The sequence below is a fragment of the Brachybacterium sp. genome (assembly GCF_036379615.1).
Classification (GTDB): Bacteria; Actinomycetota; Actinomycetes; order Actinomycetales; family Dermabacteraceae; genus Brachybacterium.
The window spans coordinates 61,887-80,169 of the sequence record NZ_DASVGJ010000006.1; the positions used below are offsets into that span (position 1 = coordinate 61,887).

Annotated in this window: 24 protein-coding genes, 2 tRNA genes and 1 pseudogene; 15 read left to right on the plus strand and 12 right to left on the minus strand. The window is 68.4% G+C overall.

The annotated features are described in order from the left end of the window. Window positions 1–35: 35 nt before the first annotated feature. The 5 genes from VF289_RS01325 to VF289_RS01345 form a co-directional block, all read right to left on the minus strand. On the minus strand, window positions 36–200 hold the full coding sequence (locus tag VF289_RS01325; protein ID WP_330880315.1) for a hypothetical protein: 165 nt from the start codon (window positions 198–200) through the stop codon (window positions 36–38). Continuing rightward, complete coding sequence (locus VF289_RS01330; RefSeq protein ID WP_330880317.1) at window positions 197–430, minus strand: helix-turn-helix domain-containing protein; 234 nt, start codon at window positions 428–430, stop codon at window positions 197–199. Before VF289_RS01330 ends, VF289_RS01325 begins: the two co-directional genes overlap by 4 nt. Before the next feature lie 63 nt (window positions 431–493). Beyond that, the gene (locus VF289_RS01335; RefSeq protein ID WP_330880319.1) at window positions 494–1,270 is read right to left on the minus strand and encodes a phage antirepressor; all 777 of its coding nucleotides are present in this window, start codon (window positions 1,268–1,270) and stop codon (window positions 494–496) included. Beyond that, on the minus strand, window positions 1,267–1,473 hold the full coding sequence (locus VF289_RS01340; RefSeq protein WP_330880321.1) for a hypothetical protein: 207 nt from the start codon (window positions 1,471–1,473) through the stop codon (window positions 1,267–1,269). Before VF289_RS01340 ends, VF289_RS01335 begins: the two co-directional genes overlap by 4 nt. A gap of 68 nt (window positions 1,474–1,541) precedes the next feature. After that, window positions 1,542–1,811: a helix-turn-helix transcriptional regulator gene (locus VF289_RS01345; protein ID WP_330880323.1), complete on the minus strand. Its 270-nt coding sequence runs from the start codon at window positions 1,809–1,811 to the stop codon at window positions 1,542–1,544. A gap of 190 nt (window positions 1,812–2,001) precedes the next feature. On the opposite strand from VF289_RS01345, the gene VF289_RS01350 reads away from it, so the two are divergent. The 3 genes from VF289_RS01350 to VF289_RS01360 are packed head-to-tail and all read left to right on the plus strand — an operon-like array spanning window position 2,002 to window position 3,105. Next, a complete protein-coding gene (locus VF289_RS01350) occupies window positions 2,002–2,490 on the plus strand; it encodes a hypothetical protein (protein ID WP_330880326.1) in 489 nt (162 codons plus the stop codon). Between the two features lie 22 nt (window positions 2,491–2,512). After that, window positions 2,513–2,830, plus strand: a complete 318-nt coding sequence (locus tag VF289_RS01355; RefSeq protein WP_330880328.1) for an ImmA/IrrE family metallo-endopeptidase — start codon at window positions 2,513–2,515, stop codon at window positions 2,828–2,830. Next, window positions 2,827–3,105, plus strand: a complete 279-nt coding sequence (locus VF289_RS01360) for a TM2 domain-containing protein (protein WP_330880330.1) — start codon at window positions 2,827–2,829, stop codon at window positions 3,103–3,105. Before VF289_RS01355 ends, VF289_RS01360 begins: the two co-directional genes overlap by 4 nt. 39 nt (window positions 3,106–3,144) lie before the next feature. On the opposite strand, the gene VF289_RS01365 is transcribed toward VF289_RS01360, so the two are convergent. Both VF289_RS01365 and VF289_RS01370 read right to left on the minus strand, forming a co-directional pair. Continuing rightward, the gene (locus tag VF289_RS01365; RefSeq protein WP_330880332.1) at window positions 3,145–4,260 is read right to left on the minus strand and encodes a site-specific integrase; all 1,116 of its coding nucleotides are present in this window, start codon (window positions 4,258–4,260) and stop codon (window positions 3,145–3,147) included. Between the two features lie 79 nt (window positions 4,261–4,339). Continuing rightward, window positions 4,340–4,412, minus strand: a tRNA-Glu gene (locus VF289_RS01370). 117 nt (window positions 4,413–4,529) lie between these two features. On the opposite strand from VF289_RS01370, the gene VF289_RS01375 reads away from it, so the two are divergent. After that, the gene (locus tag VF289_RS01375) at window positions 4,530–4,895 is read left to right on the plus strand and encodes a metallopeptidase family protein (protein WP_330880335.1); all 366 of its coding nucleotides are present in this window, start codon (window positions 4,530–4,532) and stop codon (window positions 4,893–4,895) included. Between the two features lie 68 nt (window positions 4,896–4,963). Here VF289_RS01375 and VF289_RS01380 read toward each other — a convergent pair whose 3' ends face one another. After that, a complete protein-coding gene (locus VF289_RS01380) occupies window positions 4,964–5,647 on the minus strand; it encodes a response regulator transcription factor (protein WP_330880337.1) in 684 nt (227 codons plus the stop codon). Next, entirely contained in the window at window positions 5,629–6,762 is a 1,134-nt protein-coding gene (locus tag VF289_RS01385) for a sensor histidine kinase (protein WP_330880340.1), read from the minus strand. Before VF289_RS01385 ends, VF289_RS01380 begins: the two co-directional genes overlap by 19 nt. Before the next feature lie 199 nt (window positions 6,763–6,961). On the opposite strand from VF289_RS01385, the gene VF289_RS01390 reads away from it, so the two are divergent. The 5 genes from VF289_RS01390 to VF289_RS01410 all read left to right on the plus strand — a co-directional run bounded on the left by VF289_RS01390 (window position 6,962) and on the right by VF289_RS01410 (window position 11,321). Then, window positions 6,962–7,963 carry an ABC transporter ATP-binding protein gene (locus VF289_RS01390; RefSeq protein WP_330880342.1) on the plus strand — a complete coding sequence of 334 codons (1,002 nt, stop codon included), beginning with the start codon at window positions 6,962–6,964 and terminating at the stop codon, window positions 7,961–7,963. A gap of 46 nt (window positions 7,964–8,009) precedes the next feature. Further along, window positions 8,010–8,744, plus strand: a complete 735-nt coding sequence (locus tag VF289_RS01395; protein WP_330880344.1) for an ABC transporter permease — start codon at window positions 8,010–8,012, stop codon at window positions 8,742–8,744. A gap of 130 nt (window positions 8,745–8,874) precedes the next feature. Continuing rightward, a complete protein-coding gene (locus tag VF289_RS01400) occupies window positions 8,875–10,509 on the plus strand; it encodes an alpha/beta hydrolase (RefSeq protein ID WP_330880346.1) in 1,635 nt (544 codons plus the stop codon). A gap of 124 nt (window positions 10,510–10,633) precedes the next feature. Continuing rightward, window positions 10,634–10,706 (plus strand) — tRNA-Thr (locus VF289_RS01405). Between the two features lie 366 nt (window positions 10,707–11,072). Next, on the plus strand, window positions 11,073–11,321 hold the full coding sequence (locus VF289_RS01410) for a hypothetical protein (protein ID WP_330880348.1): 249 nt from the start codon (window positions 11,073–11,075) through the stop codon (window positions 11,319–11,321). A gap of 152 nt (window positions 11,322–11,473) precedes the next feature. Here the strand turns inward: VF289_RS01410 and VF289_RS01415 are convergent. Then, window positions 11,474–12,507: pseudogene (locus VF289_RS01415) on the minus strand (IS481 family transposase). A gap of 372 nt (window positions 12,508–12,879) precedes the next feature. On the opposite strand from VF289_RS01415, the gene VF289_RS01420 reads away from it, so the two are divergent. Then, window positions 12,880–13,260 carry a VOC family protein gene (locus VF289_RS01420; RefSeq protein ID WP_330880350.1) on the plus strand — a complete coding sequence of 127 codons (381 nt, stop codon included), beginning with the start codon at window positions 12,880–12,882 and terminating at the stop codon, window positions 13,258–13,260. 56 nt (window positions 13,261–13,316) lie between these two features. Here VF289_RS01420 and VF289_RS01425 read toward each other — a convergent pair whose 3' ends face one another. Further along, window positions 13,317–13,754 carry a hypothetical protein gene (locus VF289_RS01425; protein WP_330880352.1) on the minus strand — a complete coding sequence of 146 codons (438 nt, stop codon included), beginning with the start codon at window positions 13,752–13,754 and terminating at the stop codon, window positions 13,317–13,319. Window positions 13,755–13,802: 48 nt separating this feature from the next. Between VF289_RS01425 and VF289_RS01430 the strand changes: the two genes are divergently transcribed. The 3 genes from VF289_RS01430 (at window position 13,803) to VF289_RS01440 (ending at window position 15,369) form a co-directional block, all read left to right on the plus strand. Continuing rightward, window positions 13,803–14,144, plus strand: a complete 342-nt coding sequence (locus VF289_RS01430) for a hypothetical protein (RefSeq protein ID WP_330880354.1) — start codon at window positions 13,803–13,805, stop codon at window positions 14,142–14,144. 203 nt (window positions 14,145–14,347) lie between these two features. Beyond that, on the plus strand, window positions 14,348–14,572 hold the full coding sequence (locus VF289_RS01435; protein ID WP_330880355.1) for a hypothetical protein: 225 nt from the start codon (window positions 14,348–14,350) through the stop codon (window positions 14,570–14,572). A 98-nt stretch (window positions 14,573–14,670) separates the two neighbouring features. Next, window positions 14,671–15,369 (plus strand): Ltp family lipoprotein, encoded by a 699-nt coding sequence (locus VF289_RS01440; protein WP_330880357.1) that lies wholly within the window; start codon window positions 14,671–14,673, stop codon window positions 15,367–15,369. A gap of 57 nt (window positions 15,370–15,426) precedes the next feature. On the opposite strand, the gene VF289_RS01445 is transcribed toward VF289_RS01440, so the two are convergent. After that, the gene (locus tag VF289_RS01445) at window positions 15,427–15,849 is read right to left on the minus strand and encodes a tyrosine-type recombinase/integrase (RefSeq protein WP_330880359.1); all 423 of its coding nucleotides are present in this window, start codon (window positions 15,847–15,849) and stop codon (window positions 15,427–15,429) included. Window positions 15,850–16,134: 285 nt separating this feature from the next. Between VF289_RS01445 and VF289_RS01450 the strand changes: the two genes are divergently transcribed. Further along, window positions 16,135–16,671, plus strand: coding sequence for a Fur family transcriptional regulator (locus tag VF289_RS01450; protein WP_330880361.1), 537 nt, complete (start codon window positions 16,135–16,137; stop codon window positions 16,669–16,671). A 93-nt stretch (window positions 16,672–16,764) separates the two neighbouring features. After that, entirely contained in the window at window positions 16,765–18,255 is a 1,491-nt protein-coding gene (locus VF289_RS01455; protein ID WP_330880363.1) for a catalase, read from the plus strand. Window positions 18,256–18,283 lie beyond the last annotated feature (28 nt).

The following is an 18,283-nucleotide window of genomic DNA, read 5'->3' on the forward strand; positions in this document are numbered from 1 at the left end:
GTCGGACACCGCATCCAGGACCGCGACGAGCACGCTCATGCCTTGTCCTCCGGTCCGAGATAGACCCACTCCGCGACCTCGAGCAGCTCGTCAACTTCCGTGAAGTGGGGGAGGAGTGTCTCGACGATCCGGCGACGGGCTTCCGCCTCGTGCTGGGCGAGCCCGGTGGGGGGATGGATTGGGGTCGGCTTCGCGTTCATGCGGCACGCCTCCTGCCTTGCTGGGATGCGGACCGTGCGTTCCTCGGCGGGAGCAGCAACTCCGGGTCCGGGGCGAGCGCATCGAGCGCATCCTCGGGGATCCGCCACGGGCTGCCCTTCCGGGCCCGGAAAGCTCCCGGGAGCACGCGCCGCTTGCAGTAGTCGGAGATCGTGGCGGGCTTGAGCTTGAGCCGCTCCGCCACCTCCGCAGTGGTCAGGTACGTGGTCATCGATGCCTCCTCGGGCACGAGAAAGGCCCCGCCGATCACGACGGAGCCAGAGGGATGAGAGGGTCAGGCAGCGGCAGGGATGCGACCGGACAAGAACCGCTCCACGAAGTAGGTCTGCCCCTTCCCGGTCACCTTCGGGGTCTTGTTCACGGTCACGTGACCGTCGGAGTGCGTCACCGCGGTCTCCTTGATCCGGAACAGCCCGAGGTCCATCGCCTTCTGCGTGGGGGAGTTCCAGTCCGTGCCCTTGCGGTTGATCAGGTACCCGGTCTCGCGGAGCACCGCGAACAGACGGGTCGCGCCGATGTCGACGCCGTTGCCGCGGAGGATCTTCGCGAGGTCGCCGACGAGGATCGTGGACTGAGAGGTGGAGACCGCGTCCGCGAACAGGACCTTGGGGGCGTCGGCGGTGCGCTGGGCCTCGAGCTCGGCGCGGGCGGCGCGCTCCTCCTTGAGGGACGTCGCGAGCCGGATGATCGTGTCCGGGTCTGCGAGGGCCTCCTCGACAGCGGCCGGGGTGAGGTAGCCGCCGTGCTTCCGGATCGCGGGGAGCACATCCGAAGTGACCCATCGCCGGAACGGCTCCGACTGCGGCTTGTCGGACCGCATCACGACCGAGTACATGCCGGCCTCGGAGACGGTTGTCATCTGCTGCACACCGCCGGGGGTGTCCACCGAACGGACACCCTTCATGTCGTCCGCGAGGCGCGAGGCCACGTTGCGCGCGTTCGAGATGTCGAGGATCCGGCAGAGGTCCGCGAGAACGAACCACGGCTCATCGTCGACGGAGAGGGTGCGCACCTCGTGGGCGCCGTACTGGAACGGGGTCAGGGCGGTCATGCGTGGGCCTCCATGTTCTTGATCGCCTGGACGGCGGTGGGGTCAGTGCTGATGCCCAGCACGCGGAGGGCGGCGTAGAAGTCGAACTCCTCCTGCATCACGGCGGCGCGCTTCGAGAGACGGGCGGCGAGCTTCTTCACCTGGCCGCGGGACAGGTCGGGGACCTCGGAGGCGATGCGCTTCTCAAATCCGGTGGTGGACATGCTTCTCCCTTGGGGTGTCTGCGTCGTCGGCGAACCAACGAACGGGGGATGCTGCGGGGGACTGCTGGTCAGGCGGTGCGCGCTACTGGAACATGTAGCGGTTCGAGCGTGAAAAGAGTGTCCGTAGGCACCCGGAGGCCCTTCGCGATGTCCGCGGCGGTCTCGGGGTTGAACGTTCCCCGTGTCCCGTTGAGGAGGTTCCCGATCGTGCCCTTGGAAACGCCGGTGGCTCGGGCGAGCTGTGCCTTCGTCTCGATGTGGTTGAACCGCATTGCCATCTCGATCGCGCCCGGCTTGGGGCGGGCGGTGAGCACCCGGCGGGTCTCGTTGTAGTTCATGTGCACCTCCTTCTTGGTGTCGGCGTTACGTGATGCTGTAACAGTAGACCCCGTGCACCCGATAGTGCAAGTCATGGGGCGAACTTTCTTCCCGGACCTGCGTGACCAGGAATTACACGCGTGAGATTCATGCACGCCGGGTGCATGCGTAGACTTGCCCCGACCTGCCCCTGACCTCGAAGGTTTCCCCATGAGCGGACTGAGCGACTACCTCAACAGCCTGAACCGAGATGGCTGGTCGACTCGCCGCATCAGCGAGGAGGCCGAGAAGCGTGGACACAAGCTCTCGAACGCAACAGCCAGCCGCTACCTCTCGGGGAAGCATGGAGCACCCGGGCAGGACGTCATCGAGGCGTTCGCAGCGGTCTTCCACGTCCAGCCGGCGCGGGTCCGTCAAGCGGCGGGGCTACCTGGGCTCGGCCAGCCGTTCGAGCTCGGCGCTGACGCGGCACGACTCACCGGACCGCAGCGCGAGGCGATCCGCACGACCGTGCGCCTGTTCATCGAGGCGAACGACGCAGTGGCGGATCAGCCTCAGCCAGATGGCGCAACAACCCGAACGTCAGGCCCGTCCCTGACACTCCTCTCAGACGATGTTCCCGCTGAGGAGTTGGAGGGCCTGCCCTTTGCAGCCGATGAGGAGAAGCCCGGAGACGACCCCGGCGAGGACGACCACTGACCTGATCCTCCACGCCGAGGACATGGGTGCCCGGATCGTGTGGGCACGTGACCTCCCTGAGAGGGGACGCTGCTACCCGAACGGCATCATCTTGATCCGGCACGGCATGTCCGAGCGACGCACCCTCTCCACCCTCGCCCACGAGCTCGGGCACCACTACTACGGCGACCCCCACTGCACCCCGCCCGCGAATCGTCGGGCATGGCGGTGGGCGGCGCACTTCCTGATCCAGTCCCACGAGTACGCGGAGGCTGAGATCATGGACCCATCCCCGGGCGCGATCGCCCAACACCTCGGCGTCACCCTCGACGTCATCCACGCCCTACAGGAGTCCCCATGAACTACCCGTCCGAGGCTGCACGGATCGCCGCCGCGCAGGCTGAGGCTTCGGCACTCAGCAAGTCGTCCACTACCGCGATCCTCCTCGGAGTCTTCATCGGCTATCTGGGCGTGGACCGGTTCTACGCGGGCCAGCCCATCCTCGGTCTGCTGAAGCTGTTCACCTGCGGCGGCGCGGGGTTGTGGTGGGTGATCGATTGGTTCCTGATCGGTGACGCGGTGGAGCAGACGAACTTGCGCACGGCCCGGGAAGCGTTCGCACGCCACGGCGTCTGAGACGACAAGAACGCCCCCACCCGAAGGTGGGGGCGTTGTTCATGCCGTCAGGGTGCGTTGCAGCTCCTCGAGCCTCGCCGCATGCGTCTCCGTCGGCCGGGTCCGAGACGGCACAAGGTGGCCGTACACGTTGCTCGTCGTGGAGATATCCGCATGGCCGAGGGCACGCGACACCTCGAACAGGTCCGCTCCCTGGCCGAGCATGTAGGACGCGGCCCAGTGCCGGAGCGAGTGGATCTTCGGCACCGGCGACAAGCCGACCGCGGCGCACGCCGGCTTCCAGTGCGACTCCCAGAACGTGGAGTGCTTCACCGAGTCGCCGCGCGTGTTCGTGAACACGAACTCGTCCGCCCCGGACCGGTCCCCGAGCATCGCGATCACGGCAGGGGTCGTGACGATGCGGCGCGACGCCCGGCGGGTCTTCGGTGCGCCGAGGATCCTCCCGTGGCGCTCGTCGTGCTTCCACGCCTGCCGCACCGCGATCCAGTCCTTCCCGACGTCCCGCCACGTGAGTGCTGTCGCCTCACCCCAGCGGAGCCCTGTCGCTCCCAGCAGCCACACCAGTGCCTTGTAGCGGTCGCTGATCGCGGCGTGCAGGGCGAGGAACTCCTGATCGGTGAGCAGCTCGAGCTCGGCGTGGGTCTTCGCCGGGAGCCGGACGCCCTTCGCGACGTTAGTGCGCACCCATCCGCGGGCCTCGGCATGGGTGAGGATCGTGGAGATGAGGCCGTGCTCGTTCCGGATCGTCTTCGGGGCCGGCGGGCGCTTCGTCTTCTTCGAGGGGGTGCGGGCGCGGGTCGCGACCCACGACTCGATGTCGGCCCGGTCCAGAAGATGCACGGGCAGGCCCGTGTCGATCCCGGAGCGGGCAAGGACTCTCTCGTACTCGGCGGCGGTGCCGGGGGTGACGTCGGGCGCCTGGGCGATGTAGTCCTCGAGCGCCTTCGCGAGGGTGGGGACGGCGCGTGCTTCGGCGCGGCCGCGCTTCGCTCTGGCGGCTGCTCCGCCGAGCCGTTCGACGAGGGCCTTGAAGTAGTCGGCCTGCTCTGGGGTGTCGAAGGTCTCGGAGACGACGGTGCCTCCGGGGTTCTCGCGGAACATGACGCGGTGGGCGACGGTGCCGTTGGCGCGTTGGCGGTGCTGGATGGATGCCATGGGGTCCTCTCGGTTGCCGAGAGTGTTGCCCGCAGGTGTGACATTCGGTGTTCCGTGGCTATGACCAGCACGGATACAGTACCCCCAACGGGATTCGAACCCGTGTCGCCGGCGTGAAAGGCCGGTGTCCTGGGCCTCTAGACGATGGGGGCCCTGGGCAGAGAACTGCCCGACGAAGAGCATACCCATCTCGCGGGATCAGCGCCTCCGGGTTGCGCCTCGATGCGGCCTATCCGACACGAGCGGATCCCGCATGGTTCGATGTCTCCATGATCCGGATCAGTCGCGAGGAGTTCGAGGAGGCGGTCGACGACGCCCTGGACTCGCTGCCCGAGGAGGTCGCCCGCACCATCGCCGAGGCGAACGTCGCGATCCTCATCGAGGAGGAGCCCTCACCCGAGCAGGCGGAGGGTCGTGAGCTGCTGGGCCTGTACGAGGGGATCCCGCTGGACCAGCGCAGCATCTTCCAGGGCTACGCCCAGCCGGACCGGATCTTCATCTTCCGCGGCCCGCTGCAGCGCCACGCCGCCTCCCGCGAGCACCTGGTGCGGGAGATCGCGGTGACCGTGCTGCATGAGCTCGGCCATCTCTTCGGCATCAGCGACGCCCGCCTCCACGAGCTGGGCTGGGGCTGAGCCGCTCTCCGCCGAGCCGCTTCAGGCTGCGCCGACCCGCTCCGAGCGGCGGGCCGCCCCGCTCCGTCTCAGACGGCGTCGGAGTCGAGACCGGTGAGCCCGGCCTCGTGGGCGATGATCGCGATCTGCACGCGGTTGGTGGCGTCGAGCTTCACGAAGATCTTCGAGACGTGCGCCTTCACAGTCGCCTCGCTCATGAACAGCCGCATCCCGATCTGGGCGTTGGAGAGCCCGGCGCCCACGGCTCCGAGCACTTCCGTCTCCCGGTCGGTGAGCAGGTCGAGCCCGGGATGCTGCTCCGGGCGTGCGCCCGGATTCGCCTCCGAGAAGTGCGAGAGCATCCGTCGGGTGATCGTGGGGGAGAGCATCGCGTCACCGCCGGCGACCACATGGACCGCGCGCGCCAGGTCCTGGGGCGGGGTGTCCTTGAGCAGGAAGCCGTCGGCCCCGGCCTCGAGAGCCTGGAACACGTACTCGTCCATGTCGAAGGTGGTGAGCATGATGATCTTGGGCGGGCTCGGCAGCGCACTGACCGCGCGGGTCGCCGCGATGCCGTCGAGCTTCGGCATCCGGACGTCCATCAGCAGCACGTCGGGTCGGTGCTTCTGCACGAGCGTCACCGCCTCCGCGCCGTCGTCACCCTGGGCGACCACCTCGATGCCGGGATCGGCACCCAGGATCATCGCCAGCCCGGCACGCACCAGGGAGTCGTCGTCGATCAGTCCTACGCGCGTCACGTCGCCGTCGGCCACGGGATCACCGCCCTCACTTCGAATCGTCCGTCGTCGGTGGGTCCCGACGTGATGGTCCCGCCCGCATGCGTCACGCGCGTCTCGATCCCCGAGAGCCCCATCCGGGCCCCGGGCAGATCGGTCATGAAACCCTTGGGGAGCACATTACTGACCTCGATCACGAGCTCCGTCCCTGGCTCGCCGATCAGCGCCACCCGCGCCTTGGTGTGCAGGGCGTGCTTGTGGATGTTGGTCAGTCCCTCCTGCACCACGCGGTACGCGGTCCGGGCGAGCTGATCCGGCACCTCGTCGTCGATGAAGTCGAAGAGGTCCACCGCGATGCCCGCATCGCGGGAGGTGCCCACCAGTCGGCGCACGTCCTCCCAGGTCGGCTGCGGCGCGAGCGGGGCCTCCTCGCCGTCGCCGCGCAGCACGCCCAGCACCTCCCGGAGCTCGGAGAGCGCGGTCGCGGCGGTCTGCCGGATCAGGCCCGCGGACTGCTGGACCTGTACGCGGTCGAGGTTCGGGTTCACCTCGAGGGCGCCCGCGTGCATGGCGACCAGGGAGATCTTGTGGGCGACGATGTCGTGCATCTCGCGGGCGATGCGGGTGCGCTCCGCGCGTCGGGCCTGCTCCTCGGCGACGGCCCGCCCGGACTCCGCCTGCTCGGCGCGCTGCTGCAGCTGTGCGAGCAGCGCCCGCCGGGCCGAGGTGTACATGCCGGTCGCGATCGAGGCGGCCACGACGAGGGTCACCAGCACCAGCCCCATCACCCCGAAGGACGGCCCCGCCCCGACGAAGAGCAGCGGCGGCACCGCCCCGGTGGCCACCGCGAGCAGCCCGACCAGCAGGGTGAGCAGACGATGATGGCTGCGCGTGGCGTAGCTGTAGGTGGCGATGATCAGCACGGTGAGGGACATCGACAGGGCATTGACCGCCAGCAGCACCGGGAGCAGCCATCGCCAGTGCCGGTGGCGCAGCAGCAGGGCCGCCCCGAGCAGCGCCATCGGAGCGGCCCGCCACAGGTCGATGGTCGAGGCGGCGAGCACCACCTGGAGCACCACCTCTGCCGTGATCGCCACGAGCAGCAGCACCTCCTGCCAGAGGTGCCGCTTCGGCGCTCCGAATTCGTCCACTCCGTCACTCTAATCGCGAACACCTCCGTCACCAGGGGTCCTGCCGCTCCGCGGCACGGTGCTCGCCCCAGGTCGAGTCCGGGAGCGACGGAGGTCGGGGGTGCGCCTCGCGCGGCGCCACCGCAGGGCGACCTTCGTCGTCCGGCAGTGCGCCCCCGGTCTCTGGTGCGCTCCCGGGCCGACGCAGCAGTCTTCTTCCATGACTTCCACCACCGCTTCCGCAGCCCCCGGCGCCAGCCTCGAGGTGCGCTCCCTCCGCAAGGTCTACGGCACCCGGGCCGCCGTCGATGACCTCAGCTTCGTCGCCATGCCCGGGACCGTCACCGGCTTCCTCGGCCCCAACGGCGCCGGCAAGTCCACCACCCTGCGCATCCTCACCGGTCTCGCCCGGGCCGATGCGGGCGAGGCCCTCGTGGGCGGGCAGACCTTCCGCAGCCTCGAGCACCCCGCGCGCACGATCGGCGTGATGCTCGACGCCCGGGCCCTGCACAACGGGCGCACCGGCCTGGAGACCCTCCGCCTGACCGCCCGAACCGTCGGCATGCCGCCCGCCCGGGCGGATGAGGTGCTCGAGATCGTGGGCCTGCAGGGTGCCGGCGCCAAGCGCGTCGGCGGCTACTCCTACGGCATGCGCCAGCGCCTCGGCATCGGCGTGGCCCTGATCGGGGACCCCGCCGTGCTGGTGCTCGACGAGCCTGCGAACGGACTGGACCCGGAGGGGATCCGCTGGATGCGGCGCCTGCTGCGCTCCTTCGCCGATTCGGGGGGCACCGTGCTGCTCTCCAGCCATCAGCTGCGTGAGGTGGAGGCGACCGTGGACCGCCTGGTCGTGATCTCGCAGGGCCGTCTGGTCCGCGAGGGCACCCTCGAGGAGCTGACCAGCGGAGGGGGCACGCGCGTCACTGCGCTGGATCCTGCGGCGCTGCTCACCGCCCTGGACAAGCACGGCATCGCCCACGAGCAGCGTGCCGGGACCGAGCTCGAGGTGAGCCTCGCCCCCGAGGACATGGGCCGCCTGGCGCTGCGGGAGCAGCTGGTGATCACCAGCCTCGGTGCCACCACCGGCGGTGGCCTCGAGGACGTCTTCTTCGCCCTCACCGGGCAGAGCGAGGACCCGTCGGACGCACCGGGTGCCGCCGCGCCCGCGTCGGCCGCTCCCGAGGCGGCCGGCCCCGCCGCCGAGCCCGCCCCGGTCCGCTGACCACCTCAGCCCGCTGACCACCCCCACGACTCCCAGGAGCCTCCCCATGCGACCCGACATCGATCTCCGCGCCTATCTCGACACCCGCGGCGCTAAGATCCTGCTGCTGCTGACCCTGCCCATCCTCGTGGCGTTCGCCCTGCTGGGAGGGCTGATCCAGCCCGCCCTGATGGAGCCCGCCGTCTCCGACGTGGAGCTGACGTTCTTCGTCCTCACCCTCCCGCTGTCCCTCATCATCCCGGTGGTGACCGTCATGATCATCGCGGGGGAGTGGTCGGACAGCTCCGTCCAGAACACCTTCCTGCAGCGCCCCGGCCGGCTCGCCGTCCTCGGCTCCAAGGCGATCGCCGCACTGGTGATGTTCGTGGCCCTGGTGGGAGTGTCGATCGGCCTCGCCGCGGGCGCCACCTGGATCGGCGGAGAGCTGATCGGTGAGGGCACCGTCTTCTCGAGCTTCGAGGGCCTGCTGACCACGCATCTGGCCATGCTGATCGCCGTGTTCCTGTTCTCCCTCGCAGTGGCGGTCCTGCTCCAGTCGACCGTGATCGGCCTGGTCATCGCCATCGGTGTGCCCTTCGTGGTGACCACCGCCGCAGGACTCACGATGGCCTTCGGCTCGGACCTCGCCGCGGACATCGTCCGGGCCGTGGACCTGCAGACCGCCGCTGTCCTCGCCGCCGACGGGGAGGCCACGGCCTTCGAGCTGATCCCCCTGCTGCTGCTCGTGGTGGTGCCGCTCGCCCTCGGGACGCGCCGCTGGAACCTCCGCGAGGTGAACTGACCCCTCGCTCCTCGAGGGCAGCCGTGCCCTGTCGGGGGAGTCCGCCGGGCACGGATCCTGGGCCTAGGATGGCCGGGTCCGTGCCCTGCCTCCCCGGTCACGGCCCGATCGTCCGGACAAGGAACACCGCATGGCCGATGCCTCCCGCGCCCGCAGCCCGCTGACCCGCCTCGCCGCCGGAGCCGCTGCCGCGCTCCTGCTGCTGGCCGGATGCACCGGCGAGGGCCTCCTCCCCGGCGCCGATGGACCGGCCGACGGCGAGGCCAGCACCAGCTCGGCCCCCGATGCCCCCGAGGGGGACGGCCCCGCCCTCGTGGAGCTCGGCACCTCCGCCGCCCAGGATCTCGAGACCGATCCCGCCGAGGATCCCGCCTATGCGGACTACTACGCGCAGAACATCGAGTGGGGGCCCTGTGAGGGCGTCGAGGGCGAGGACCTCGAGTGCGGCACGCTCACGGTGCCGCTGGTGTGGAACGACCCGGAGGCCGGGGACATCGACATCGCGGTGGCGCAGCTGCCTGCCACCGGGGAGCGGACCGGCTCCCTGGTCACCAATCCCGGCGGCCCCGGTGGCTCGGGCGTGAACTTCCTCGAGAGCCTGCCCTTCATGGTCTCCGCCGAGGTGCACGCCGCCTACGACCTCGTCGGCTTCGATCCGCGCGGCGTGAACCGCTCCGCCGGGGTCGAGTGCCTCGACGACGAGCAGACCGACGAGTACCTCTCGGTCACCGCCGAGCCCGGTTCGACCGAGTCGGATCAGCTCTCCGAGGAGTGGGGTGCCCGGGTCGCCGAGGCCTGCGAGGCGAACTCCGGCGAGGTGCTGCCCTATCTCGACACCTACTCCGCGGCCCGCGACATGGACGTGCTGCGCGCGGCGCTGGGCTCTGAGCAGCTGGACTACCTCGGCTACTCCTACGGCACCTACCTCGGCTCCAGCTACGCCGACCTCCACCCGGACCGCGTGGGACGGTTCGTGCTCGACGGCGCACTGGATCCCACGATCACCGCGAACGAGCTCTCCGCCGGTCAGGCCGAGGGCTTCGAGCGCGCGACGGAGGCCTTCCTCGCTGACTGCCTCGACCGCGGCGACTGCCCGTTCAAGGGCACCGAGGAGGAGGCGAAGCAGCAGCTGATCGCCTTCTTCACCTCCGTCGACTCCTCGCCGTTGGACTCCGGGGACCCCGAGCGTCCGCTCACCGGCTCGCTCGCCCGCTCCGCGGTGCTGACGCTGCTGTACGAGGACGGGCTGTGGGAGTTCGGCCGGCAGTCCCTGACCGCTGCGATGAACGGAGACGGCTCCCAGCTGCTGAACATCGCGGACCTCTCGGCCGAGCGCGACTCGGACGGCACCTACCGCACCAATTCGACCTTTGCGATCTCGGCGGTGAACTGCCTGGACCATCCGGGCGTGGCTGACGAGGCATGGGTGGAGCAGGAGGCGGAGCGGCTGGCGGAGGAGTACCCCACCTTCGGTCCGATGCTGGGTGGTGACGGGTGTGCGCACTGGCCGGTGCCGCCGCTGCGGGAGCCCGCTCCGATCGCCGCCGAGGGGGCGGGACCGATCGTGGTGATCGGCACCACCGGCGACCCGGCCACGCCGTATCAGTGGGCGCAGAACCTCGCCGCCCAGCTCGATGACGCGGTGCTGCTGACCTACGAGGGCAACGGCCACACCGCCTACGGCCGCTCCGGTGGCTGCATCGAGGAGCAGGTCGATGCGTACCTGCTCGAGGGCACCGTGCCGGAGGACGGGCTGACCTGCTGATCCGGGCGGCGGGCCGGCCTGCCGGTCGCCTGGACGCAGCGTGACGGGGATCGCCCCGGTCTGCTTTGCACCGGCCGTGTCACCTCACGTACAGTGAACCGGTCCGTCGCCCTGCGACGGGCGCGCCGCCTTAGCTCAGTCGGTAGAGCGATTCACTCGTAATGAATAGGTCAGGAGTTCGATTCTCCTAGGCGGCTCCGCGGGCCAGGCCCGGTTTCCCGCGAAGGGGGCCGGGCCTGCTTCATGCCAGAGATGCCCATCAGGTTGCCCTTCCGGGAGGATGTCCGTTCCGGGATGCCATCGGACGTCCCACCCGTGCCGCACACTCGCCCCATGGACCTGATCAAGACTCCCCACGGCTGGGGCTACCCCGACCCCGGACCCTGCCCCTGCGGTGAGTCCGCGGCGAGGCGTGGCTGGGAGTTCTGCGGCTGCTCGAGCGCGTCGAGTGGTGGGCACCCGTCGTGGCGGTGCCGGGCCTGCGATCAGGTGCGAACGCTGGGGTGTAAGGGGCGCATCGAGGTGCCGAATGAGCACGCCGGGCGCGCAGCTATGGTCAGGCCATGAAGACTCGAACAAACCTCGCCGCCGTCGCTGTCATTGCCCTGCTCGCGCTCAGCGCCTGCGCATCTTCGACTTCGACTTCGGGACTCGAGGAGTTCGAGAGCTCTCTCGAGGGTGGCGCGTCTTGCGAGGAGCTGTTCGAGCTACGCAACGAGCTGGACCCGAGCTCCCATACTGTCGTCGAAGCGAACGAGGCGCTGCAGGAGATCGGCTGCTACAGCTCGTCATCCACGCGCACGGACCTCTGAGCAACGAGAAGCCCGCCTCTCACGATACAGGACGGGAGTATGTTGCCTGTGGCGCAGAAGTACGGAGGCGGAGCTTCGAACAGGCCGCCGATGAGCGCACATCCTCGTGCGTATGAATCTCGAGCAACTCCGCAATCGCATTGGTCAGCAGGTCACCGTTCGCGACACGGGCGTGGTCGCGGTGACGGACGCCTGATGTGATCTCCAGGGAGGTTGGTCAGTCGCGTGACTGGTGGGTGGCCCCCGATGGCGGAGTGGGCGCGATGGCGATTGTAGAAGTGCAACCAGTCCGGCAGGGCGGCGTTTCGCTCTGCCGTTGAGTCATAGAACCGCGCGTAAGCCCAGCCGTCTCCGAGGGTGCGGTGGAATCGTTCGATCTTCCCGTTGGTCTGGGGCCGGTAGGGGCGGGTGTGTTTGTGTTTGATGCCCAGCTCGGCGCAGGCGTCCCGCCAGGCATGAGAGCGGTAGCAGGCCCCGTTATCCGAAAGCCCCCGTTGCACTACGACCCCCCCCGAGCGGCGAACCAGGCCCTGGCTCGTTTGAGAACTCCGACCGCGGTCGCTGCTTTCTCGTCGCTGCAGATCTCCGCATAGGCCACCCGGGAGTGGTCATCGATCACGGTATGAACGATCGCGGTTCCGATCCGGGGGGTTTCCCTTCTCGGTTCTGCCGGTTCTCGACGAGGTTGCCGCCTTGTTCCTGTCGCCCTGTGCCGTGCCGACGTAGCGCCAGCCGCCGCCATCGAGGATGTTGCCGAACTTGGCGACATTGACGTGGATCAGCGAGCCCGGATGATCGTGTTCGTAGCGGCGCAGCGGTTCGCCGGTAACTCGGTCGATGTGGGGCAACCGGTTGATCCGGCACCGCACCAGCACTGCATGCACGGTCGAGGCTGGCACTCCGAGCCGGCCGGCGATCTGGACCGGGCCCAGTCGGTGTCGCCAGCGTAGGGCAACGATCCTCCTGACCATCCCTGGTGCAGTCTTGGCCGGACTGGTCCGCGGACGCGAGCTGCGGTCGGTCATCCCGGCCTGGCCTTCGGCCCGGTAGCGGTCGGCCCATTTCTTCGCCGTACGGGGCGCGACCAACAACTTCGACGTGATCGCGTAGGTCCACCCGTCCTCGACGACCAACCGAGCCAGCCTCAGGCGTGTGCGAGGGTCAGGACAGCGTTGGCGTGGGACATGAAGACCCCCGCCCGGTGGAGCGGTGAACTAGACAGCTCCACTCCACTACCGGGGGTCTTCCCTTGTCATCTCGACTCACCGCCTCGCGGCGCGACAACCTCCCTGGACATCACACCTATATGACGCAGTAGAGAGAGAACCGACAGCGTGCGTTCTCCAAGCGGTGGGTCCTGGCACGGGATGGTTCTGGATCTGACGATCGATGGAGAGCCCCACACGGTGACCTTGGGCGCGGAGTTCCGCTTCGATGATTCCCGGGCCTGAAGAAGCGCCCCTACCTCCCGAAGAAGAGTGGGGACGCGTCGTTCGAACACAGCCCCCATGACTTTCGCGGACAGTTTCTGTCCTCCCATAACCGTAGAGTTCGTGGCATGACATCCTCATCAACCATGACGCTAGGTGCCTTCAACTTCGAGGCTGCCGACCCTGGCAAGCTCAGCCGATTCTGGTCTGGCCTCACCGGAGGTTCAGTGAATCCAGGAGGCGAGAGCGTGTACATCGGCCCGGCTGGCGAGCAGGGATTCGGGCTGTTCATCCAGCCGCTGCAGGGTCCGCGTCCGGACAGGCAGGTTGCACATCTCGACCTCACGGTTCCGTGGGGCACCCGCGCCAGCGAAGTGGACCGGGCCGAAACTCTTGGAGCTACTGTCGAGTGGCACGTATTGGACGAGCACCCGCACGTCCAATGGACGACCCTGTCCGACCCAGAGGGCAACCTCTTCTGCATCGCCGAGCATCCTCCGAAGAGCTGAATACAGAGAAAGCGCCCCCATCCCAGCCGTGAGGCCAGGATGGAGGCGCTGCGCTGTCAGGCGATGATCTTGTGGACGCGGTGCTTCTGCCCGCCCGTGAACCCGAACGCCTGGTACTGCCGGTACAGGTTTGCAGAGTTCGCGGTCGCGACCACCACGGCACCCGCCGGCGGCACGGTGTCGAGGGCGCGGAGCGCGAGCTGAATCCCCGTCAGGCGCGTGCCGGAGAACTGCGCGAGACCGGCGATCTCCCAGCGCGGGCCGTCCGGTGTCTCCGGGCCCCGAGGGACCATGGACCCGCCGCCACGCGGCAGCAGGAACAGCAACCCGACCATGATCAGAATCGTCACCGCCGCGAGCGAGAGAGGCACCCACCCTGCGGGGACGACGAGGCTCAGCAGCGCCGGCACCGCGGCGAAGTAGGCAACGACGGCACCGATCATGACCGGGAACAGCACCAGCACATCCAAGACCGGATTCGAGCGGTACAGCATCACCGTCCCCGTACGTGACGGGTCGAGGTAGAGGCCGCGCTGGCGAGCATGGGTGTCCGCATCGATACCGGCAGCAGTGCGGGTCTCGACGTGGCAATCGCCACCGAAGAGGCCCTCACCGACCGAGACAGGCGCTTACTGCGCTCGCTCGTGAAGGAGATGAAGAGCGATGAAGAAGAGCGTCGAGACGACGGGCCGAGCAGCGACCGCGGCGCTCGCGTGCCGAGTGGACCTCAGTCTGATGGCGCAACAATCCACGAGCTGCGGGCCCGGCCGTGGTGCGAGGAGGACGACGTCGCGGCCGACACAGGTGTTCATGAACTCGACATCGAGGACGCGAAAGCGGCGGAACGCGGCGAGGGGGCGCAGGACCCGGACGATTACCGCTGACTGTCGCACCCGTTTCGTAGGTGCGCGCTATGTATCACCCCTGGCGCACACTCCCGCACGATGTGGTCGTGGAGTTCGCCTCGCTGCCACCGCCGCGGCGAGGCGTCTCCCGTGACCGCACCACCGTTCTCCATTACCGACAGAAGCAAGCTGGGCGGCGATGCACGCTCGGGCACGAGAAAACACACATCGACCGGGCCGACATGGGGAAGTGTCGGCCCGATCTCGAGCGGAACATCGACCAGGAGGTCGCCCGGAGGCTCATCGCGTTCCACGACCTGGTGGACGCCATGGCGTGGTCGAGCGAGCTCGAGGAGATCGCTGATGAGCTCTGGCTGCGGCCCGAGCTCGCCCGCGCACGCATCGACACCCTCCGCCCCGCAGAGGTCGCCATCATCGCTGAACTGATCGCGGACCTGCAGGGCTGAGACACACCGCTGGTCACAGTTCGGACACGCGACCACGTTTGTTTCCGACTTGAACCTAACCTGCGACTACCCCCTTCACACGAACCCAAGGAACCCCCATGTCCCAGTCTCCCCCGCCCGACCCCCAGGGAATGCCTGCCTCACCGAACTACGGGCAGCATCCCGATTACGTCGGTGCCCCAATGCCCGCCCCTCCCAAGAAGAAGGGGCCGGGCAAGTGGATCGCGCTCGGCTGCGGAGGTTGTGCACTGATCGTGATCATCATCGTGATCATCGTTGTCGTGGCTGGCGTCGCAGGAGCTGGCGGCGGTGGTGAGCCGGTCAACGCTCCCTCACCGTCTTCCGAAGAGGTGACCGAACGCACCGAAGAGGGTCCCGCCACCGAAGAGACCGCCACTGAGGAGGAGGCCACTGAGGAGGAGGCCACTGAGGAGAAGGCCACTGAGGAGGAGGCGGAGGCGACGGAGGAAGCGAGGGAAGAGGCGTCCGACGTTCCCGAGCAGGGAGAAGTCGCGCTCACTCAGGCGCAGGACTACGTGGACATCATGCCCTTCTCGAAGAAGGGTCTGTTCGAACAGCTCACCTCGGAGTATGGAGGCCAGTTCCCGGACGACGCCGCACAGTACGCGGTGGACAACGTTGACGCCGACTGGAACGAGGAGGCTCTCGAGGCCGCTAAGTCCTACCGAGACACCCTGTCGATGTCAGATGATGCCATCCGTGACCAGTTGGTCTCGGAGTACGGTGGTCAGTTCACCCAGGAAGAGGCGGATTACGCTTTGGAGAACTTGGAGTGACTCCTACTGAATGACGAAAGCCCCCGGCGCCTTCTCGGCACCGGGGGCTTTGTGATGTCAGGCTCCGAGTTGTAGCTGTCCTGCGATCTGTTCCAGCGCTTCGCGGGCGCGCTTGTCGGAGAGGTGGAGGTAGCCGCGGGTGGAGGCCACGGAGGAGTCGCCGACGATCATGCGGATCACCTCGGAGTCGACGCGGGCCTCGTGAAGGAGCGTCGCAGTGGTGTGGCGGGCCTCATGGAGGACGTAGCGGCGTCCGCTCCCGTGGGCGACCTCGGCGGCTTCCTGGATGTCCTTCCGGTCCTGCAGGTCGTCGTCCTCGTCACGGGAGAGTCCATCGAATCGCGGCCGGACGAGGTCCAGCTCGGAGGCGGGTGCGATATCGCGCCACGTCCGGAGTGCGTCGACCATCCAGGGGACGAGGGGGATGACGCGGTGGCCGGCGCTGGACTTCGGTCGCGCCCAGTGGACGCGTCCGTGCATCGGGCGCATCTCGTAGTTGTCGGGGTAGGTGAATGTGGCGGTCGGGCAGTCCGCGCCGCGCCGGGCTGATCACCAGTTCGTCGATGATGACGTGCTGCGGGCTGGTCAGCACGAAGGACACCGCGCGGCCGATGTCCTGCGCGGGACGTGAGCCGCGGGAGGTTCGCCACCCGGGATCCGCGGGCCGCGCGGCGAGGTCTGTGAGAGCAGGGGCGGGTGCCGGATGTGGGGTCTGGACGGCCCTGCTTTCTTGAGTTTGTCCAGTAAGGCGACTAGGGTGGGGCCATGTCGACGACCGCTCACACCGCTGCCCTCCGGGGCGCGGGCCTGCGCGTGACCGCCCCGCGGCTCGCGACGCTGGCTGCGGTCCAGGCCCATCCGCATGCCGATGCGGAGACGATCGCGCGGGCCGTCCGTGAGAGCCTGGGGACCGTGTCCCGCCAGGCGGTCTATGACGTCCTAAACGCCCTCTCCGACGCGGAGCTGCTGCGCCGGGTGTCCGTGGGCGGTCGCAGCATGCAGTACGAGCTGCACCGCCACGACAACCACCACCACCTGGTGTGCCGCCGTTGCGGTCGCCTGGAGGATGTCCCCTGCGCCACCGGCGAGGCTCCCTGCCTGGTCCCGCACGAGGATCACGGCTTCGAGATCGAGATCGCCGATGTCGTCTACCGCGGGGTCTGCTCCCCGTGCCGTGCTGCAGAGGCGGCGGACGCCGCAGGGCCAGCACGCATCGCGGCCGCCCCCGGTGCTCACATAGTGCCCGGCGCTCCCGCCCCGCCCGTCGGCCCCGCCTCGACCGGCACTCCCCAGACCCCCTGACCCGGCCTCCACCGGTGCAGGGTCCAGACCGCCCACCACCATCAGAACGTTTCCTTACAACTTGTCAGAAACCCACCACCCGAGGAGATGGACATGACCTTCGATCCCACGATCCCGAGCACCACCGAGTCCGGTGCGCCGCGCGAGTCCGATGCGCATTCGCTGAGCATCGGCGCCGACGGCCCGCTGATGCTCCACGACGTCGCTCTGGTCGAGAAGCTCGCCCGCTTCGACCGTGAGCGCGTCCCGGAGCGCAGCCCGCACGCCAAGGGCTCCGGCGCCTTCGGCGAGCTCGAGGTGACCGAGGACGTCTCGCAGTACACCAAGGCCGACCTGTTCCAGAAGGGTCGCAAGACCCCGATGCTGGCTCGCTTCTCCACCGTCGCCGGTGAGCTCGGCTCGCCCGACACCTGGCGCGACGTGCGCGGCTTCGCCCTGAAGTTCTACACCCAGCAGGGCAACTACGACATCGTCGGCAACAACACCCCGATCTTCTTCCTGCGCGACCCGATGAAGTTCCCCGACTTCATCCACTCCCAGAAGCGCACCCCGGACTCCGGCCTGCGGGACAACACCATGCAGTGGGACTTCTGGAGCAACTCGCCCGAGTCCGCCCACCAGGTCACCTACCTCATGGGCGAGCGAGGCCTGCCCAAGTCCTGGCGCCACATGAACGGCTACGGCTCGCACACCTACATGTGGGTCAACGAGTCCGGTGAGAAGTTCTGGATCAAGTACCACTTCCACACCGACCAGGGCATGGAGTTCCTCAGCAACGAGGAGGCCGAGAAGCTGGCCGGCTCGGACGCCGACTACCACCGCCGCGACCTCTTCGACGCGATCGCTCGCGGGGAGAACCCGAGCTGGACCATGTCCGTCCAGGTGATCCCGTACGAGGAGGCGAAGACCTACCGCTTCAACATCTTCGACCTCACCAAGACGGTGTCCCACAAGGACTACCCGCTGATCAAGGTGGGCCGCTTCACGCTGAACAAGAACCCGAAGAACCACTTCGCGCAGATCGAGCAGGCCGCGTTCAGCCCCTCGAACACCGTGCCCGGCACGGGCGTCTCCCCGGACAAGATGCTGCTGGGCCGCGTCTTCTCCTACCCGGACGCGCAGCGCCACCGCATCGGCACCAACTTCAACCAGCTGCCGGTCAACGCGCCGATCGTGCCCACCAACTCCTACGACAAGGAGGGGCACATGCAGTTCCTGCACAGCGGCGACGCGCCGGTCTACGCACCGAACTCGTACGACCGCGCCTACCAGGATGCGCAGGGCCCGGTGGACAACGGGTGGGAGGCCGACGGCGAGATGGTGCGCGCCGCGTACACCCTGCACGCGGAGGACGGCGACTTCGTCCAGCCCGGCATCCTGGTGCGCGAGGTCTTCGACGACGCGCAGCGCGACCAGCTGGTCGAGACCGTCTCCGGCGGGCTGAGCACCGTCGAGGAGCCGGTGCTGTCCAAGGCGCTGCAGTACTGGAAGAACGTCGACACCACCATCGGTGAGCGCATCGAGCTGGCCGTGGGCACCGCCAAGGGCGACGAGCAGCCCGGCGGAGATCCGCTGAACGCCTGATCGATCGCACAGGGCCGGGCCGGGGCCT